Source organism: uncultured Thiocystis sp., from assembly GCF_903866365.1.
In the GTDB taxonomy this organism is placed as follows: Bacteria; Pseudomonadota; Gammaproteobacteria; order Chromatiales; family Chromatiaceae; genus Chromatium.
Genome location: NZ_CAIPNF010000148.1, coordinates 1 through 15016 on the forward strand (window position 1 = coordinate 1; position 15016 = coordinate 15016).

The window sequence follows — 15016 nt, forward strand, 5'->3', positions numbered from 1 at the left end:
AAAGAATCAAGCAAATGCGGGTCAGGCATGAGCAAAGGCAAAAGGATATCGAGCGTTATTACAAGCTGACCGCGACGGGATAGTCAATGTGTTTGAATTAAAGTAACAAAGTAGAATTATAGATGATGAGGCAAATATCAAGGACGATGATGAAGAGGAGCGATACGAAAAGCAATGGGGGCACAGAGCCTATAAGGTTTATAACGCCTGTCAGCTAGAGGAATTCGATCACAATCGTGCGGAATTCGTACCGGAGATTGATGAACATTTGCCCTCAGCGTTTGGTGATTATGGCGAAGTCGATACGTTTGTTAATGCGACTTACGCCGATCTGCGGCATGGGGGGGCATCGCTTATTACCATTTGAAAAATGATTATATACAGATGCCTGAACGCCAGAAATTCATTGACACAGTCAGAGAGACCGCGGCACAGGGATATTATGCCACGCTGTTACATGAGCTTATGCATTGGACTGGCAATAGCACCCGCTGTGATCGGAGCTATCCTGAGAAAAGTTCGTATGAAGCCTATGCTTTTGAAGAATTGGTGGCCGAGCTCGGCGCGGCATTTCTTTGTGGTGACTTAGGCGTATTGAATGTTCCGAGAGATTGGGCTGAAGTAAATGATGTCTCCAACCCACCGCAGGGACAAGAATACGGTCAGCTGCAAAATCATGCAGCCTACTTACATTCCTGGATTAAGGCATTGAAGGAAAAAGATCATCCTGAGCGGATGTTAGCTGCTGCGGCAAGCCTTGCAGAGAAGGCAATTGATCACCTAGAAGGGTTGCAACCGAAGAAGTGACGCATAATCGCCCCCTGGTTTGGTGACGCGCTATGATCGGGATGTGCAGCGACAGGGCATGCGAGAGCTGAACCCTTTTGGCTTGAGGTTTCCGCAGCCTTCATGAGTTCGCCCCACCATTCACACCGAAGGCGACAAGGCATCTTCGAGGGGTTAGTATTTGGCTCCAAGCAACACCACCTAGCACTCATAACGATCTGAATAAAAAGGACTCATGGCCAGCTCCGAGCACATCAAGGCGCTGTTGCAGTCCCACTTGGAGCGGGACGAGGATCGCTTTTTGTCCATTGCCCTGCAAGTGGCGGCCCATGAGGCGCGCAGCGGCCATGGCAAGCTGGCCCAGGATCTGAGGGATATCGTCCAGAAGGCACGCAAGCCATCGACCGCCAGTGGAGCGGTACCGATCGCCAAGGGCCTCAAGGACAGCAGTGGTTTGCTGTATGCGACGACCCCCAAGCTGCGTCTGACCGATCTGATCGCTCCCCCCGAGGTCAAGGACCGGCTGCAGCGCGTGATCCGCGAGCAGCGCCATGTCGCCAAGCTGAAAAACCACGGTCTCACGCCGCGACGCAAGCTCCTGCTGGTCGGCCCTCCCGGCACCGGCAAGACCTTTACGGCCTCGATTCTGGCCGGTGAACTGGGCTACCCACTGTTTCAGGTCCGTCTCGATGCGCTGATCACCAAGTTCATGGGCGAGACCTCCGCCAAGCTGCGGCAGGTATTCGATGCCCTGGATGAGGTGCGCGGGGTCTATTTTTTCGATGAGTTCGACGCGCTCGGCTCGCAGCGGACCACGCCGAACGATGTCGGCGAGGCCCGGCGCATCCTGAACAGCTTCCTGCAGATGATCGAGCAGGATCAATCCAACAGCCTCATCGTCTGTGCCTCGAATCACGAGGAGATCCTCGACCACGCTCTGTTCCGCCGCTTCGATGACGTGGTGCGCTACCGCCTGCCGCGCGCCGCCGAGATCGTCACACTCTTCAAGGACCGTCTGACCGCCTATGTGCCAGGCGACTTCCCTTGGGACCGGCTCGCGGAGCTGGCCGACGGACTGAGCAGCGCGGAGGTCACGCTTGTAGCGCAGGATGCGGTGAAGGAGATGCTCATTGAGGACCAGGACGCGATCACGTTGCCGCGACTGGAAGCGGCGGTCGCGGACCGACGAGGCATGGCGCACGATTCCAACCTTTAAACAAATCGGAACATGGACGAAAACAACAAGAAGAGACGGCATCTCTACCTGGGGTGCACCGGCAAGGCCGAATCCTATACCTCAACCGCTGGGCCACCGAATTCACCATTCATCCCGCCGCAGGTCCGCCAACAGCACGGTAGAGCCCTGATGGCGCAGCTTCGACAGATCGCGAGCGATCAACAGCGGCTGAGCCATGAAGCCAGCGCCTATGACCTCGATTCACTGATCGGCATTCAGATCGAATTCACAAGCTTCCCTGGCATTGAGCTGGCTGTGGAAAGCCTCGCGGACGCACGCGGTGGAATCGAGCTGACCAATGTGCGGCAATCGGGCAATACGATCCTGGCGACCGTGTTTGTGCCGGACGGCAAGCTGACGCGCTTCGAGAGCAAGTTGACGGACTACCTGGCGCGCAAGACGGACAAGGATGGCAAACCCCGCGACAATCGTGCCCTGATCGATGCCATTGCCTCCTTCCGATCGGCGGCTCTGGAGGCCCTGTGGACCGATGCGGCCGATCAGTTCCCACGAGATGATCAAGAGGCGTTCTGGTGGGAGGTCTGGCTACCCGTTCGCGACGCCCGGCAGGCCGTCATCCACGACTTCAGGCGGTTGACCAGCATCCTGGAGGTCAGGGTCAGTGACCAAGTGCTGGAGTTTCCCGAGCGATCCGTTCTGCTCGCGCAGGGGTCGCGGGGCCAGTTTGAACGCAGTGGTCTGCTCCTGAACTGCATCTCGGAGCTTCGCCGAGCAAAAGAGACCGCCGCCTTCTTCGACGAGTTGACGCCCAGAGAGCATCCGGAATGGGCCGACAACCTTCTGAGCCGACTGGACGGGCCTGATGAAGATGGCCCCTGCATTTGCATCCTGGATACCGGCGCCAACAACGGGAATCCCCTGATCCGCCCTTTTCTCGACGACGCCGACCAATTCTCCGTCGATGCCGATTGGACCGGGTCGGATGATGATGGCCATGGGACTGGCATGGCGGGGCTGGCCGTGTGGGGTGATCTTGTTCACCCGCTGGAATCGGACCACCGGGTTCGCGTGGCGCACCACCTGGAGTCGGTCAAGGTCTTGCGGCGACCCGGCGACAATCAGGGTAAGCATCACGGGATCCTGACCGCCGATGCCGTCTCTCTCGCTGAGATTGCAGCTCCGTTTCGCAAGCGCGTCTTTGCGCTGGCCCTGTCCACGACCGACACGCGGGATCGCGGGCGGCCTTCGGCATGGTCCGCCGCACTCGATAGCCTTGCCGCCGATGCACTCGGCGAGAATGCCTTCCCGCGACTCTTCACCGTTGCCGGGGGCAACACCGGGGACGCTCTCACAGCGTTGAGCGAATACCCAAACTACAACTTCGAGCAAGAGATTCATGATCCAGGGCAATCCTGGAACGCACTCACCGTGGGCGCCTTCACGGAAAAAGCGATCATCACCGAGCCAGAGTGCGCGGCATATCAACCCCTGGCCCCCGAGGGCGGCCTTTCACCGTACAGCACCACATCAGTGAACTGGGAGCGGGCGATGCCACTGAAGCCCGAGGTGGTTTTCGAGGGTGGCAATGTCGGGCTCGATAGCAGCAGTTGCGCGGCTATCCCGAGCCTCAATCTCCTGACCACCTATCATCGTCCCCTTGATCGCTTGTTCACGACTTTCGGAGCCACCAGCGCTGCCACTGCGCTCGCCAGCCGCTTTGCGGCCGAGATTCGTGCCGAGTATCCCGACCTTTGGCCGGAAACAGTCAGGGCCTTGATGGTCCATTCCGCGGACTGGACGCCGCAGATGTGCGAGCAATTCGCGTATGGCGATACACCTCGGAAGCAAGCCCAGCACCGCGTGCGCTGTGTCGGTTTCGGTGTTCCGGACATCGACCGTGCACTATGGAGCGCGAGCAATTCCCTGGCGCTGATCGTCGAGGACCAACTCCAGCCCTTCGAGAAAGGCACGAAGGGGAGTATCGGCACCCGCGACATGCACTTGCATGATCTACCTTGGCCCAAGGAGTCTTTGCAGGCTCTCGGGGAAACGGAGGTCGAGCTGGTCGTCACCCTGTCCTATTTCATCGAACCGAACCCATCGAGCCGCAACGTCGCCGGCAAATACAGCTACGCGAGCCATCAGTTGCGCTTCGATGTCAAGCGCCCCCTGGAGTCGCTCGACGCCTTTCGCCGGCGGATCAACCGCGAGGCCAGGGATGCCGAGACCGGAACGACTGCCGGGCCTGGTGATGCGGGCTGGTTGCTGGGGCATCAGTTCCGGCACAAGGGCTCGATCCATAAGGATGTTTGGAAGGGTAAGGCGGCGGATCTCGCGGAGCGTGCGCAGATTGCCGTCTATCCGGCCATGGGCTGGTGGCGCACGCGTACCGGGCTCCAGCGCTATGACAAGACGGCGCGCTACGCGCTGGTCATATCCATTCGGGTGCCGGACGTGGACGTCGACATCTACAACGAGGTCGCGACCAAAATTCAAGTCGCTCAGCCAATCGCGCTGGGCATGTCGGAGTAGCTCATGCCTTCAGCCAACCAACCGCCCGTTCTGACACGGCCATCCGCCGCCCAGATGCGCGACGAACTGGAAACCCTGGTCATCAACGACCTCCTCGGTCCGGCTGCCGGTCCGTTCGAAGAAGTGGACGAGCCGCAGATCACCGACCGTTATCTGGTCGGCAAGGTCGCCCCCCGCAACGAGGCGGTGCCGCGCGATCAGGACGATGAGCTGGCGGTGGCTGGCGATAACAAGGGTGAGGAAGGAGGCACCGAGCCGAGCACCGTGGCGGGCGATAGCCTGTATCCGTCGGCGATCGGGCTGAGCTTTACCCTGGAGGAAGAAGCCACGGTATTGGCGGTGAGCGCCGCGTGGGGTTGGTACAAGCGTGAGGAGAGCGCGGACATTCTCACCGACAAAGGCAACCCGAAGACGGTCTGGCGACGCTATCCGATGGCAGGCCGGATCGAGATAACGGTCCGCGATGGCGTGATCACCGCCGCGCCCTTCAATCTGGAACAGCCGGCGGTGATGCTGCGTGGGCAGATGCGACGCGGACCCGATGGGCTCTGGCACGTCTCGCTGTTTCTGGTCAACACCCAGGTCTTCCATAAGGGTGACCGTCTGCAGGGTGAGTACTGGTTGTTCCAGCCGGAACTGCGGGTGGCCTCAGCCGATCAGCGTCCGGTCTTCGTGCGTCAGCGGCTCGATGTCCGGCGCACCCATCTCGACGAGGCGCGTCGGGTCGAGGAGCAGGCCATGGGGATGCTCTATCGCGACCTGGTGGAGTTTGCCGTGGGTCACGGTGTCGGCGTGGATTGGCGGTTGCCCGAGGGTGAGGCCCAACGCGCCCTGGAGTTGTGTACGCGGGTGATCCCGGCCTACGAGGTCGCGCAGGTGACCAGCGCCTCGGCGGCGGACAATCCGGATCTGGCCGGCCTGGTACTGGATATGAAGGCGCTGGCGGACATGACACCCGCGGACTTGATCGCGAATCTGGAGCGATTGCCCGCGGCTTACCGGAACTGGATCGCGCGCGAGCAGGCGCGCAGCCAGGCTGACGGGGGCGAGTTTGCGGACTATGCCGAAGCGGCCCGCCTGGCGCTCGCCGATTGCGCGCAGGCCTGCAAGCGGATCACGGACGGGGTCGCGACACTGAAGGCGGACCCGCAGGCGCTGGAGGCTTTTCAGTTTGCCAATCGCGCCATGTGGTTGCAGCGTGTGCATACCATCCGCGCTGAGAGCGTTCGTCGCGGCGAGATTCCGGACCCCCAGGTGATCGATCAGCCCGGCAACCGCAGTTGGCGCCTGTTCCAGCTCGCATTCATCCTGCTCAATCTGCCGGGCTGCGCGGATCTGAATCACCCCGATCGCGGCATGGACCCTGGGGCCACCGCCGATCTGCTGTGGTTTCCAACCGGTGGCGGTAAGACCGAGGCCTATCTGGGGCTGACGGCCTTTGTGCTTGGACTGAGGCGCCTGCAAGGTGTGGTGGCGGGGCGCCGGGGTGATGTGGGCTTGGCGGTGCTGATGCGCTATACCCTGCGGCTGCTCACCCTGCAGCAATTCCAACGCGCGACCGCGCTCATCTGTGCCTGCGAGACGATCCGCCGGAAAGCACTGGCGCAGCATGATGCGCGCTGGGGTCACACGCCGTTTCGCATCGGGCTCTGGGTGGGCGCCAAGACGACGCCGAATAACACCGAGCGCGCCAATGAGGCGGCGCGCGAGCTGCGTGGTCAGGCCAAAGGGGCGCCGACGGGGATTTCCTCGCCGGCCCAGTTGACCAACTGCCCCTGGTGCGGCAGCAAGATCGATCCCGGCCGCGACCTCAAGGTCGAGACCAGCCAGCAGGGCCGTGGACGCACATTACTCTTCTGTGGCGATCCACTCGGGGGCTGTGCCTTCAGTGCGGCGAAGGCGCCTGATGAGGGCTTGCCGGTGCTGGTGGTGGATGAAGAGATCTACCATTATCCGCCGGCGCTGATGATTGCCACCGTGGATAAATTCGCCCAGTTGCCGTGGCGGGGCGAGACGCAGATGCTGTTCGGCCAGGTCAATCGCTGGTGCTCGCGACATGGTTTCCTGTCCCCGAGCATCGATCATCCCAAGAGCCACCCGGCGAAGAACGGGCAAGACGCGGCGACGGTGATCGATCATGCCCCGTTGCGTCCACCGGATCTGATCATCCAGGACGAGTTGCATCTGATCAGCGGTCCGTTGGGCTCGCTGGTGGGTCTCTACGAGACCGCCATCGACCGGCTCAGTGCCTGGGAGGTCAATGGGCAGTGGGTGCGCCCGAAGGTGATTGCCTCGACCGCGACGATTCGTCAGGCCCAGGATCAGGTGCATCGGGTTTTCATGCGTCAGGTCGCGGTGTTCCCGCCCCATGGGTTGGATCTGGCCGACAACTTTTTCGCCATGCGTCGCCCGCCATCACCCGCGTTTCCGGGCCGGCGGTATCTTGGGATCTGCGCACCGGGCGAGCGGCTCAAGTCGGCCTTGATTCGGGCCTACATCGCCTTCCTGGCCAGTGCGCAGACGCTCTACGAGGGCCGTGGTTATGGGGCGGCGGTCGATCCCTGGATGACCCTGGTCGGCTACTTCAACTCGCTGCGCGAGCTGGGCGGTATGCGCCGGCTGATCGATGACGACATTCGTGCCCGGCTACGCAACGCACAAGACCGGGGCTTCAGTCGTCGTTTCCTGAATCCTCCCTTCGTGGAGGAACTCACCTCGCGCAAGCAGGCGAGCGATATCCCGCGTCTGCTCGACTGGCTGGAAGCGGACTTCGATCCGGCCAAGGAGGCGACCCGCAAGGCGCGCTTCAAGGAGGGGCAAGCCAAGCGCAGGGACGGCCGTTTCGACAAGCCGCTCGACATCCTGTTGGCCACCAACATGATTTCGGTGGGTGTGGATGTGCAACGCCTGGGGCTGATGCTGGTGACCGGTCAGCCCAAGAACACGGCCGAATACATCCAGGCCACCAGCCGCGTCGGTCGTCGCAACCCGGGCCTGGTCTGCACGGTGTTCAACTGGGCGCGACCGCGCGACCTCTCCCACTATGAGCGCTTCGTGCATTACCACGCGACCTTCTACCAGCATGTCGAGGCGCTCTCCGTGACGCCCTTTGCCAGCGGCGCCTTGGACCGCGGACTGGCCGGGGTCGTCGTCGCGCTGATTCGGCTGCTGACCGATGAGTACAACGCCAACTTGCGTGCCCAGGATCTCGATAAGAGTCAACCCATCGTGCAGGAGGCCATCAAGGCGATCGTGCGCCGGGTTGAGGAGATCGAGGGCAAGCCACTCGCGGACAGCGTGCGCAAGGAGATCGACAGCAAACTGGACCGCTGGTTGAAGCAGGCGCAGGGTCAAGGGTACCTGCTTGGGTATAAGGAAGGTAGCGACGGCACCACCAAGGGGTTACTGCGCAATCCTGGTGAAGGGGCCTGGCAGGCTTTTACGACACTGCATTCGCTGCGCGATGTCGAGCCGACCGTCGGCCTGATCCTGAAGGAGCAATGAGCATGAATGGCCGCCACAATCACCGCGTTGGCGATCTGCGCCCGAGTCAGATCCTGTTCACTTTCGGCGTCGGCGCCAGTATCGATCTGCCGAATCTGGCGGTGATGGTGCTGGGGCTGGATCTCTGGCCGATCACGCATTGTCGGGAAATCCCCGAGGCCCGTCTGCTGGCCGCCGTGCGCAGTCAGCTGGGTCCCCAGGTCCGGCGCCTTCTGGAACCGCCGCGCCCACCGAAAGAACCGAAATCACCGCTCGACCCAGAAGCCGGTATTGGGATGCCGGTAAGGATGTTCCCGCGCTGGCTGCGCTGCCCACAGTGTGAGTTGATGGCGCCGATTGAGAGCGGGCTGTTCGAGTTGAAACCGAATCCGTATCGGCCGGATATGACCCGCTGGGTGCATGCCTCCTGCCCGAAGAATCCGGGGCGCACCGGACAGACCGCTGTGCCGGTGCGCTTCATCGTCGCCTGCCGCAACGGTCATCTGGATGATTTCCCGTGGATCGAGTTCGTGCATGGCGGTCCCACAAGCTGTTAGTCGCTCTTGCGGATGATGCAGTTCGGCGTCTCCGACTCGGTCGCGGACGTGGTGATTAAGTGCGATACCTGCAATCAGTCGCGCCGCATGATTGAGGCGTTCGATCCACCGAAGGAGAACCCGTTGCTGCCGATCTGCGCTGGCTACCATCCGCATCTGGAGAGTCATGGACGCTGTTGCGACGAGAACAAACAGTCGCTGCGCATGGAAGCCATGCTGCTGGGGGCGTCGAATACCTGGTTTCCCATCAACCTATCCGCACTTGCGGTGCCGCAGTCCAGCGTGAGTCGCCTCGCGCAGTTGGTCGAAGACCACTGGAGCGTCCTGGAGAAGGCGGCGACCAAGGACATCCTGTCCGCCTTCCGCGCCATCGGTCAGTTGCACGCCTTCGAGGACTTCGACGATGACGCGATCTGGCAGCAGGTCGCTGCCAAGCGCAATACCCAACCCGATGAAGACGACGCGCATGAGGACTTGAAGGCGCCCGAGTGGGATGCCTTCACCGCCGCCGATCCGACGCGCAATACGGATGACTTTCGCCTTGAACCGGTTGCGGTACCCGCTGATTGTGGATCCTACTTCGAGCAAGTGGTGCTCATTCACCGGTTACGCGAAGCACGCGCACTGGTGGGATTTACCCGGATTCAGTCTGCCGGCGAATTCGGCGAAGAGTGGAGTGTGCCGCCCGAGCGCCGCGCGCCGCTTGCGAATGGCTCGTTGACGTGGGTGCCATCCGCGGAGGTGCGTGGCGAAGGGATCTTCATTCAGTTCAACGAAGCCGCCGTCACATCTTGGTTGCAACGTCCTGAAATCATCGCCCTGGGCGAGACCTTTCTCGAAGCGCACCGGCGCTGGCGGGCCGCGCGCAACATCAGTCCCCCGCTGGATGGATTTCCAGGCATGCGCTTTGTGCTGCTGCACAGCTTCTCCCATCTGCTGATGCGCCAACTTGCACTGGAGTGTGGCTATACCTCCGCCAGTGTGCGCGAGCGCATCTATTCGGCGGATCCCCAGGCGGAGCATGGCCCGATGGCGGGTGTACTGATCTACACCGCCGCCAGCGACAGTGAAGGTACACTGGGTGGCCTGGTGGCGCAGGGACAGCCAGACATTCTGGATTTTCATATTGCTCAGGCGCTCAAGCAGGCGGAGCTATGCAGTTCGGACCCGCTTTGCGCGGACCATCATCCCTACGACCAAGGGATGACGCTGCACGGCGCGGCCTGTCATGCGTGCTTGTTCTCTCCGGAGACATCCTGCGAGCGTGGCAACAAATATTTGGATCGGCGTATCCTAGTCCGGACGCTGAGCGGCGGCGTTGTGCCATTCTTCAGCTGAGCCCTGCAGGGATGAGTATAACGACGGCGCAGCAACAGGCACTGACCGCGATCGCCGCAGTGGCGCGGGCACTCCCAGCCGCTGCGCTGGAAGTCACGGCGGCACGGCTTCAAGCGATCGCTGACAACGCGCTGACCGGACCACGTATTGAGCGGCTGATCAAGGAGACCCCTGGGTTTGCCCACCGCTTGCAGCTCACGGCATTGTTCCGCCAGTTGGAGGTTGCTGGGGCCGACTTGCCGCCATCGGCATTGGCTTGGGCATTACGCGGGGCGGCGGCACAAGACGCGAGCCATCGCGCCGGTGATCGACTGGATTTGGTTTGGACCGGCCCGGAGACACCAGCGTTCAAACCACGGCAGTCGTATGGGGCGCTGATCGAGGTCATCGACACCAGTCGCCAGAGTCTCACCATCGCCAGTTTTGCCGCTTACCACATCGAGGCGGTACGTGCCGCGATTTTGCGGGCGGTCGAGCGCGGTGTGGCGGTGCGCTTGATCCTCGAATCGAACAACGCGAGCGCCGGCAAGATCAACTACGAACCATTGGCGGCGCTGGGATTGGACGCGGTCGATGGCATTACCGCTTACGTCTGGCCTTTGGCCAAGCGCCCGACCAACGCCGCCGGCCAGCGTGGCTGCCTGCACATGAAATGCGCCATCGCCGATGCCTCGTTGGTGCTGATTTCCAGCGCAAACCTCACCGACCATGCGATCAACCTGAACATGGAATTGGGCGTGATCATGCACTCGAAGGGGATCGGGACGGAACTATCGAAGCTGTTTGAATCGTTGATTGATCAAGGGATTCTTGTGGCCGTCAGGTCGTTGCCGGGAGCGAATTGAACGTTGGGAACATTTTGGTGAACAGGACAGGGTCAAAGCGATGAGCAACACCATCTTCGACAGTGGCAAGGAACCGCTCGCGCGTCTCCTCGACGAGGCGGCCGAAGGCAAGCTCCAGTTGCCCGATTTCCAGCGCGGCTGGGTGTGGGACGACTACGGCATCCGTAGTCTCTTGGCGTCCATCTCGCGGTTCTTCCCCGTGGGCGCGATCATGACGCTACGCACCGGCGGGGAGGTCCGGTTCCAGCCCCGGCCCATCGAAGGTTTGACCTTCGCCGACCCAGGTCCGCAGCCCGAGCGTTTGCTGCTCGATGGCCAGCAGCGACTGACATCGCTGTTTCAGGCGACGCGACTGCATCGTCCGATCGACACCATCAACTCGCAGCGCCGCACGATCAAACGCTGGTACTACATCGACATGGTCAAGGCGCTGGACCCGCTCATCGACCAGGAGGAAGCGATCGTCGGCGTGCCGGAGGACAAGACGATCCGGATCAACATCGGCCGCGACGTGAAGTTGGACCTGTCCACACCGGAGCTGGAGTATCACAACCTGATGTTCCCGGTGAACCGGATCTTTGATGACAGGGAGTGGGAGCGCGGCTTCGAGGATTACTGGCGCAAGGCGCTTGCAAGCAACCCGGATGCGGAATGGAGCCGTCGACTCTTTTTCCGCCAGTTTCGCGATGAGATCATCGAGGCATTCCGTTCCTACTACGTGCCCGTCATCACCCTAGAGCGAGAAACGAGCAAGGAAGCGGTCTGTCTGGTCTTCGAGAAGGTCAACACGGGCGGGAAGAAGCTCGACGCCTTCGAGCTGCTGACGGCAATCTATGCCGCCGACGACTTTCAGCTACGACATGACTGGCTTGGCGATAAGAAGGCCGGCAAGCAAGGGCGCGCCGAGCGGCTGGCCGCGCACGAGGTGCTCTGTCAGCTTCAGAGTACCGACTTCTTACAGGCGATTTCACTCTTGCACACCCTGGAGGTCCGCGAGGCCGCGGCGGCTGCCAGCAAAGAAGGCAAGGAGCTGCCGCAGGTAAGCTGCACACGGCAGGCGATCCTGAATCTGCCGCTGACGGCCTACAAGAAGTGGGCTGATGACGCTGAGCAATCCTTTCTGCAAGCGGCGAAGTTCCTTCAGATGCAAAAGATCTTCTGGCGCAAGGACGTTCCTTACCTGACGCAGATCGTCGCGCTCGCGGCCATCATCCTCCGTCTGGGTGATCGCTGGGAGCAGGATGGCGCCCGTCAGAAGGTCAGCCGTTGGTACTGGTGCGGGGTGTTTGGCGAGATGTATGGCTCCACCATCGAAAGCCGTCTGGCAAAGGATGTTCAGGAGGTGCCTGCCTGGATCGAGGATGAGAGCGCGACCCCATCGACGGTGCGGGATGCCAATTTCGCCCAGGAGCGCCTTGGAACCTTGCGCTCCCGGCTCGCCGCCGCCTACAAAGGCATGCATGCGCTGCTGATGCGCGAGGGTTGCGAGGACTTCCGCTCGGGTCAGCCTTACGAGATCACCGCTTTTTGGGACGAGCAGGTCGACATCCACCATATCTTCCCGCGTGACTGGTGTAAGAAACAGCAGATCGAGCCAGGGCGCTACGATTCCGTGGTCAACAAGACCCCGATCTCGGCGCGGGCGAATCGCATCATCGGCGGCGTGGCGCCTTCGGTCTATCTCGATAAGCTCCAGAAAAGCACCCAGACCACCGAAGCGCGCACGCGGCAGATTCTGAGTAGTCATTTGATCGAACCGGACACCCTGCTCAGCGACAATTTCGAGCGTTTTTTTGAGCAACGCGCCGAGGCGCTGATTGGGCTGATCGAATCGGCAACGGGTAAACGCATCGCCCGTGCGACCTTATCGGAGGAACCGACTGGCGATGTGCTGGATGATGAGGAGGAAGTCGAGGCTGTTTCGGCTTCAGCTCAATGACCTCACGCAGCGTGGCGGCCTTCAACTTCAGTTTAGGAAGACGCGATGAATCGATCAGAAAGAGCCTGCCAAATATGGGCCGTCCTGGCCTGGGCAGCCAGAAATCGTCAAACCCTCACCTACAGTTATCTATCCAAACTGATCGGGGTACCCGCACCTGGGCTCGGGCAACTCTTAGAACCGATCCAGTCTTACTGTCTTGTTTCGAAGCTGCCGCCGCTGTCCATTTTGGTGGTGCAGCAAGAAAGCGGATTGCCCGGTTCGGGTTTCACCGGAGCCAGCGCGCTGGAGTTGGCCAAGGCTCAGATGGCGGTCTTTTCTTTTGACTGGCTGGAACATGGGAATCCTCAACCAAGCAAGCTCGAAGCCGCCGTGCTACAGCAGGCATCCAACGGTTGCTGACCAGCCGTGCGGCTTCGGTTGGTTTGACGCCCAATAACAGGGCAAGACAGAGAAGATCATGGCGTCAGACATCGAACTTAACCACAAGCTCGATCCGCCCGCTTCCCCAACATGAGCCTGGAACTGGCCTCAATCCTCGGCTTCATCCTGGAGCGCCCATACACCACGCCTGAGCTGGCCGATCTCCAGGTGACGCCGGATGGGCATGTCTTGCTCTGGCCAGCCGTGGAAGGCGGCGGCGGCCATGCCTTGCATCTCGGCGTCGCGGCGGACCTTCGGGCGAATCTGCGGCGGTTGGCGATGGCCGCGGGGCTGGATGCGGCGGAGTGGGCGGCCTTCGCGGAGTGGGCGGCCTTCGCGGAGCGGGTGCGCTCGCGGGCGGGTATCGCGCTGGAGCGGGCGGAGTAAGGCGGGCAAGGCGGTTGGTGTCATGGCGTATGCGCTTCTGAAAACGCTCCACGTACTCGGTGTCGTGCTGCTGCTCGGCAACGTCATCGTGACCCTGCTCTGGAAGCTGGCCGCCAACCGTACCGGCGAGCCGCGCGCGATCGCCTTCGTCCAGCGGCTGGTAACGCTGACGGATTGGTGGTTCACGGTCGGCGGGGTGGCGCTGATCATCCTCGGCGGCTATGGGGCGGCCCTGGTCGCGGGGCTCGACCTCTTGGCGGTGCGCTGGCTGCTCTGGGGGCAGGTGCTCTTTGGGCTCTCGGGCCTGCTCTGGGTCGGGATCCTGATCCCGGCGCAGATCCGTCAGGCACGTCAGGCACGCGACTTCGCCGCCGGCGGCGAGATTCCGGCGAGCGACTGGCGCGACGCGCGGCGCTGGACTGGTTGGGGGATTCTGGCCATCGTGCCGCTGCTGGGCGCGCTCTGGCTGATGATCGCGAAACCGATCGAGCCACTTGCGGTGCGTCAGATGCCAGGCCCTGGCTCCCTCTTGAGAATTCCTTGACGCCCTTCATCGTCACCGTCTTCGTGCTGGTCTACCTGGGGATGCTGTTCGGGGGACTGCCCTGGCTTCAACTCGACCGCACCGGCGTGGTGCTGCTCGGGGCCATCGCCCTCGTGGCCACCGAGGCGGTCCCGCTCGATTGCGTGTGGCAGGCGGTGCATCTGCCGACGCTCGCCCTCCTGTTTGCCTTCATGGTGATCTCGGCACAACTGCGCCTGAGCGGTTTCTACGACTGGACGATCAGGCGCCTGGACCGTCCGGCGCTGTCGCCGCCGGTACTCCTGGGGGCCGTGATCGCGGTCGCCGCCCTCCTGTCGGCGATCTTCAGCAACGACATCGTGTGTCTGGCCATCGCGCCGGTGCTCGCCCAGGTGTGCCAGCGGCGCCGACTCGATCCGATCCCCTTTCTGCTGGCGCTCGCCTGCGCCGCCAATCTCGGTTCGGCGGCGACCCTCATCGGCAATCCGCAAAACATGCTGATCGGCGAGACGCTCCGGTTGGACTTCGCCGACTATCTGGCCACGGCCGCGCTCCCGGTGATTCTGGGGCTGGTGGCGATCTGGGGCATCATCGCCTGGAGCGGTCGCGGCCACTGGCCGCGCGCCGCCGGGCCGCGCGAACCGCCCGCATGCCAGCGCATCGAAGATCGGGGGATTGCCTTCGACCGCTGGCAGACGTTCAAGGGGCTGACGGTCGCCGGCGTCCTCTTCGCCGCGTTTCTCTGGGCGCCCTGGCCACGGGATCTGCTGGCCCTCGCCGGGGCCGGGCTGCTGCTGACGAGCCGTCGGCTGCACTCTCAACACATGCTGGGCCTGGTCGATTGGCAACTGTTGATCCTGTTCGTCGGTCTGTTCATCGTCAATCATGCGCTTCAGCAGACGGGACTGCCGGCGCGGGCGGTCAGTGACCTGGCACAGGCCGGGCTGGATCTGCAGGCACCCCTCCCGCTCTTTGCCGCCAGTGTGCTGCTCAGTAACCTGGTGT

The 15016-nt window shown here is 62.1% G+C and carries 12 protein-coding genes; all 12 read left to right on the plus strand.

What is annotated here, in order from left to right; translation table 11 throughout:
- Positions 1–348: 348 nt before the first annotated feature.
- The gene (locus QZY07_RS08700; protein ID WP_295401637.1) at positions 349–807 is read left to right on the plus strand and encodes a zincin-like metallopeptidase domain-containing protein; all 459 of its coding nucleotides are present in this window, start codon (positions 349–351) and stop codon (positions 805–807) included.
- 214 nt (positions 808–1021) lie between these two features.
- A complete protein-coding gene (locus QZY07_RS08705; protein ID WP_295401618.1) occupies positions 1022–2002 on the plus strand; it encodes an ATP-binding protein in 981 nt (326 codons plus the stop codon).
- 12 nt (positions 2003–2014) lie between these two features.
- A complete protein-coding gene (locus QZY07_RS08710; protein WP_295401620.1) occupies positions 2015–4516 on the plus strand; it encodes a S8 family peptidase in 2502 nt (833 codons plus the stop codon).
- Positions 4517–4519: 3 nt separating this feature from the next.
- Positions 4520–8020: a DISARM system helicase DrmA gene (gene drmA, locus QZY07_RS08715; RefSeq protein ID WP_295401622.1), complete on the plus strand. Its 3501-nt coding sequence runs from the start codon at positions 4520–4522 to the stop codon at positions 8018–8020.
- A 2-nt stretch (positions 8021–8022) separates the two neighbouring features.
- A complete protein-coding gene (locus tag QZY07_RS08720) occupies positions 8023–8556 on the plus strand; it encodes a hypothetical protein (RefSeq protein WP_295401623.1) in 534 nt (177 codons plus the stop codon).
- 12 nt (positions 8557–8568) lie between these two features.
- Positions 8569–9894 (plus strand): DUF1998 domain-containing protein, encoded by a 1326-nt coding sequence (locus tag QZY07_RS08725; protein WP_295401625.1) that lies wholly within the window; start codon positions 8569–8571, stop codon positions 9892–9894.
- Complete coding sequence (drmC, locus tag QZY07_RS08730) at positions 9789–10739, plus strand: DISARM system phospholipase D-like protein DrmC (protein WP_295401626.1); 951 nt, start codon at positions 9789–9791, stop codon at positions 10737–10739. Before QZY07_RS08725 ends, drmC begins: the two co-directional genes overlap by 106 nt.
- Positions 10740–10779: 40 nt before the next feature.
- On the plus strand, positions 10780–12678 hold the full coding sequence (locus QZY07_RS08735; protein ID WP_295401628.1) for a DUF262 domain-containing protein: 1899 nt from the start codon (positions 10780–10782) through the stop codon (positions 12676–12678).
- Positions 12679–12723: 45 nt separating this feature from the next.
- The gene (locus tag QZY07_RS08740) at positions 12724–13080 is read left to right on the plus strand and encodes a hypothetical protein (RefSeq protein WP_295401629.1); all 357 of its coding nucleotides are present in this window, start codon (positions 12724–12726) and stop codon (positions 13078–13080) included.
- A gap of 111 nt (positions 13081–13191) precedes the next feature.
- Entirely contained in the window at positions 13192–13488 is a 297-nt protein-coding gene (locus QZY07_RS08745; protein ID WP_295401631.1) for a hypothetical protein, read from the plus strand.
- Positions 13489–13510: 22 nt separating this feature from the next.
- Positions 13511–14032, plus strand: coding sequence for a DUF2269 family protein (locus QZY07_RS08750; RefSeq protein ID WP_295401633.1), 522 nt, complete (start codon positions 13511–13513; stop codon positions 14030–14032).
- The coding region (locus QZY07_RS08755; RefSeq protein ID WP_295401635.1) for an SLC13 family permease at positions 14029–15016 on the plus strand (988 nt) is incomplete at its 3' end. The genes QZY07_RS08750 and QZY07_RS08755, both read left to right, overlap by 4 nt.

What these genes read in the sequence shown, in the direction of transcription:
- QZY07_RS08705 (WP_295401618.1), top strand. Translation starts at nt 1,022, where the DNA reads ATGGCCAGCTCCGAGCACATCAAGGCGCTGTTGCAGTCCCACTTGGAG.
- QZY07_RS08710 (WP_295401620.1), top strand. Translation starts at nt 2,015, where the DNA reads ATGGACGAAAACAACAAGAAGAGACGGCATCTCTACCTGGGGTGCACC.
- drmA (WP_295401622.1), top strand. Translation starts at nt 4,520, where the DNA reads ATGCCTTCAGCCAACCAACCGCCCGTTCTGACACGGCCATCCGCCGCC.
- QZY07_RS08720 (WP_295401623.1), top strand. Translation starts at nt 8,023, where the DNA reads ATGAATGGCCGCCACAATCACCGCGTTGGCGATCTGCGCCCGAGTCAG.
- QZY07_RS08725 (WP_295401625.1), top strand. Translation starts at nt 8,569, where the DNA reads ATGATGCAGTTCGGCGTCTCCGACTCGGTCGCGGACGTGGTGATTAAG.
- QZY07_RS08735 (WP_295401628.1), top strand. Translation starts at nt 10,780, where the DNA reads ATGAGCAACACCATCTTCGACAGTGGCAAGGAACCGCTCGCGCGTCTC.
- QZY07_RS08740 (WP_295401629.1), top strand. Translation starts at nt 12,724, where the DNA reads ATGAATCGATCAGAAAGAGCCTGCCAAATATGGGCCGTCCTGGCCTGG.
- QZY07_RS08745 (WP_295401631.1), top strand. Translation starts at nt 13,192, where the DNA reads ATGAGCCTGGAACTGGCCTCAATCCTCGGCTTCATCCTGGAGCGCCCA.
- QZY07_RS08750 (WP_295401633.1), top strand. Translation starts at nt 13,511, where the DNA reads ATGGCGTATGCGCTTCTGAAAACGCTCCACGTACTCGGTGTCGTGCTG.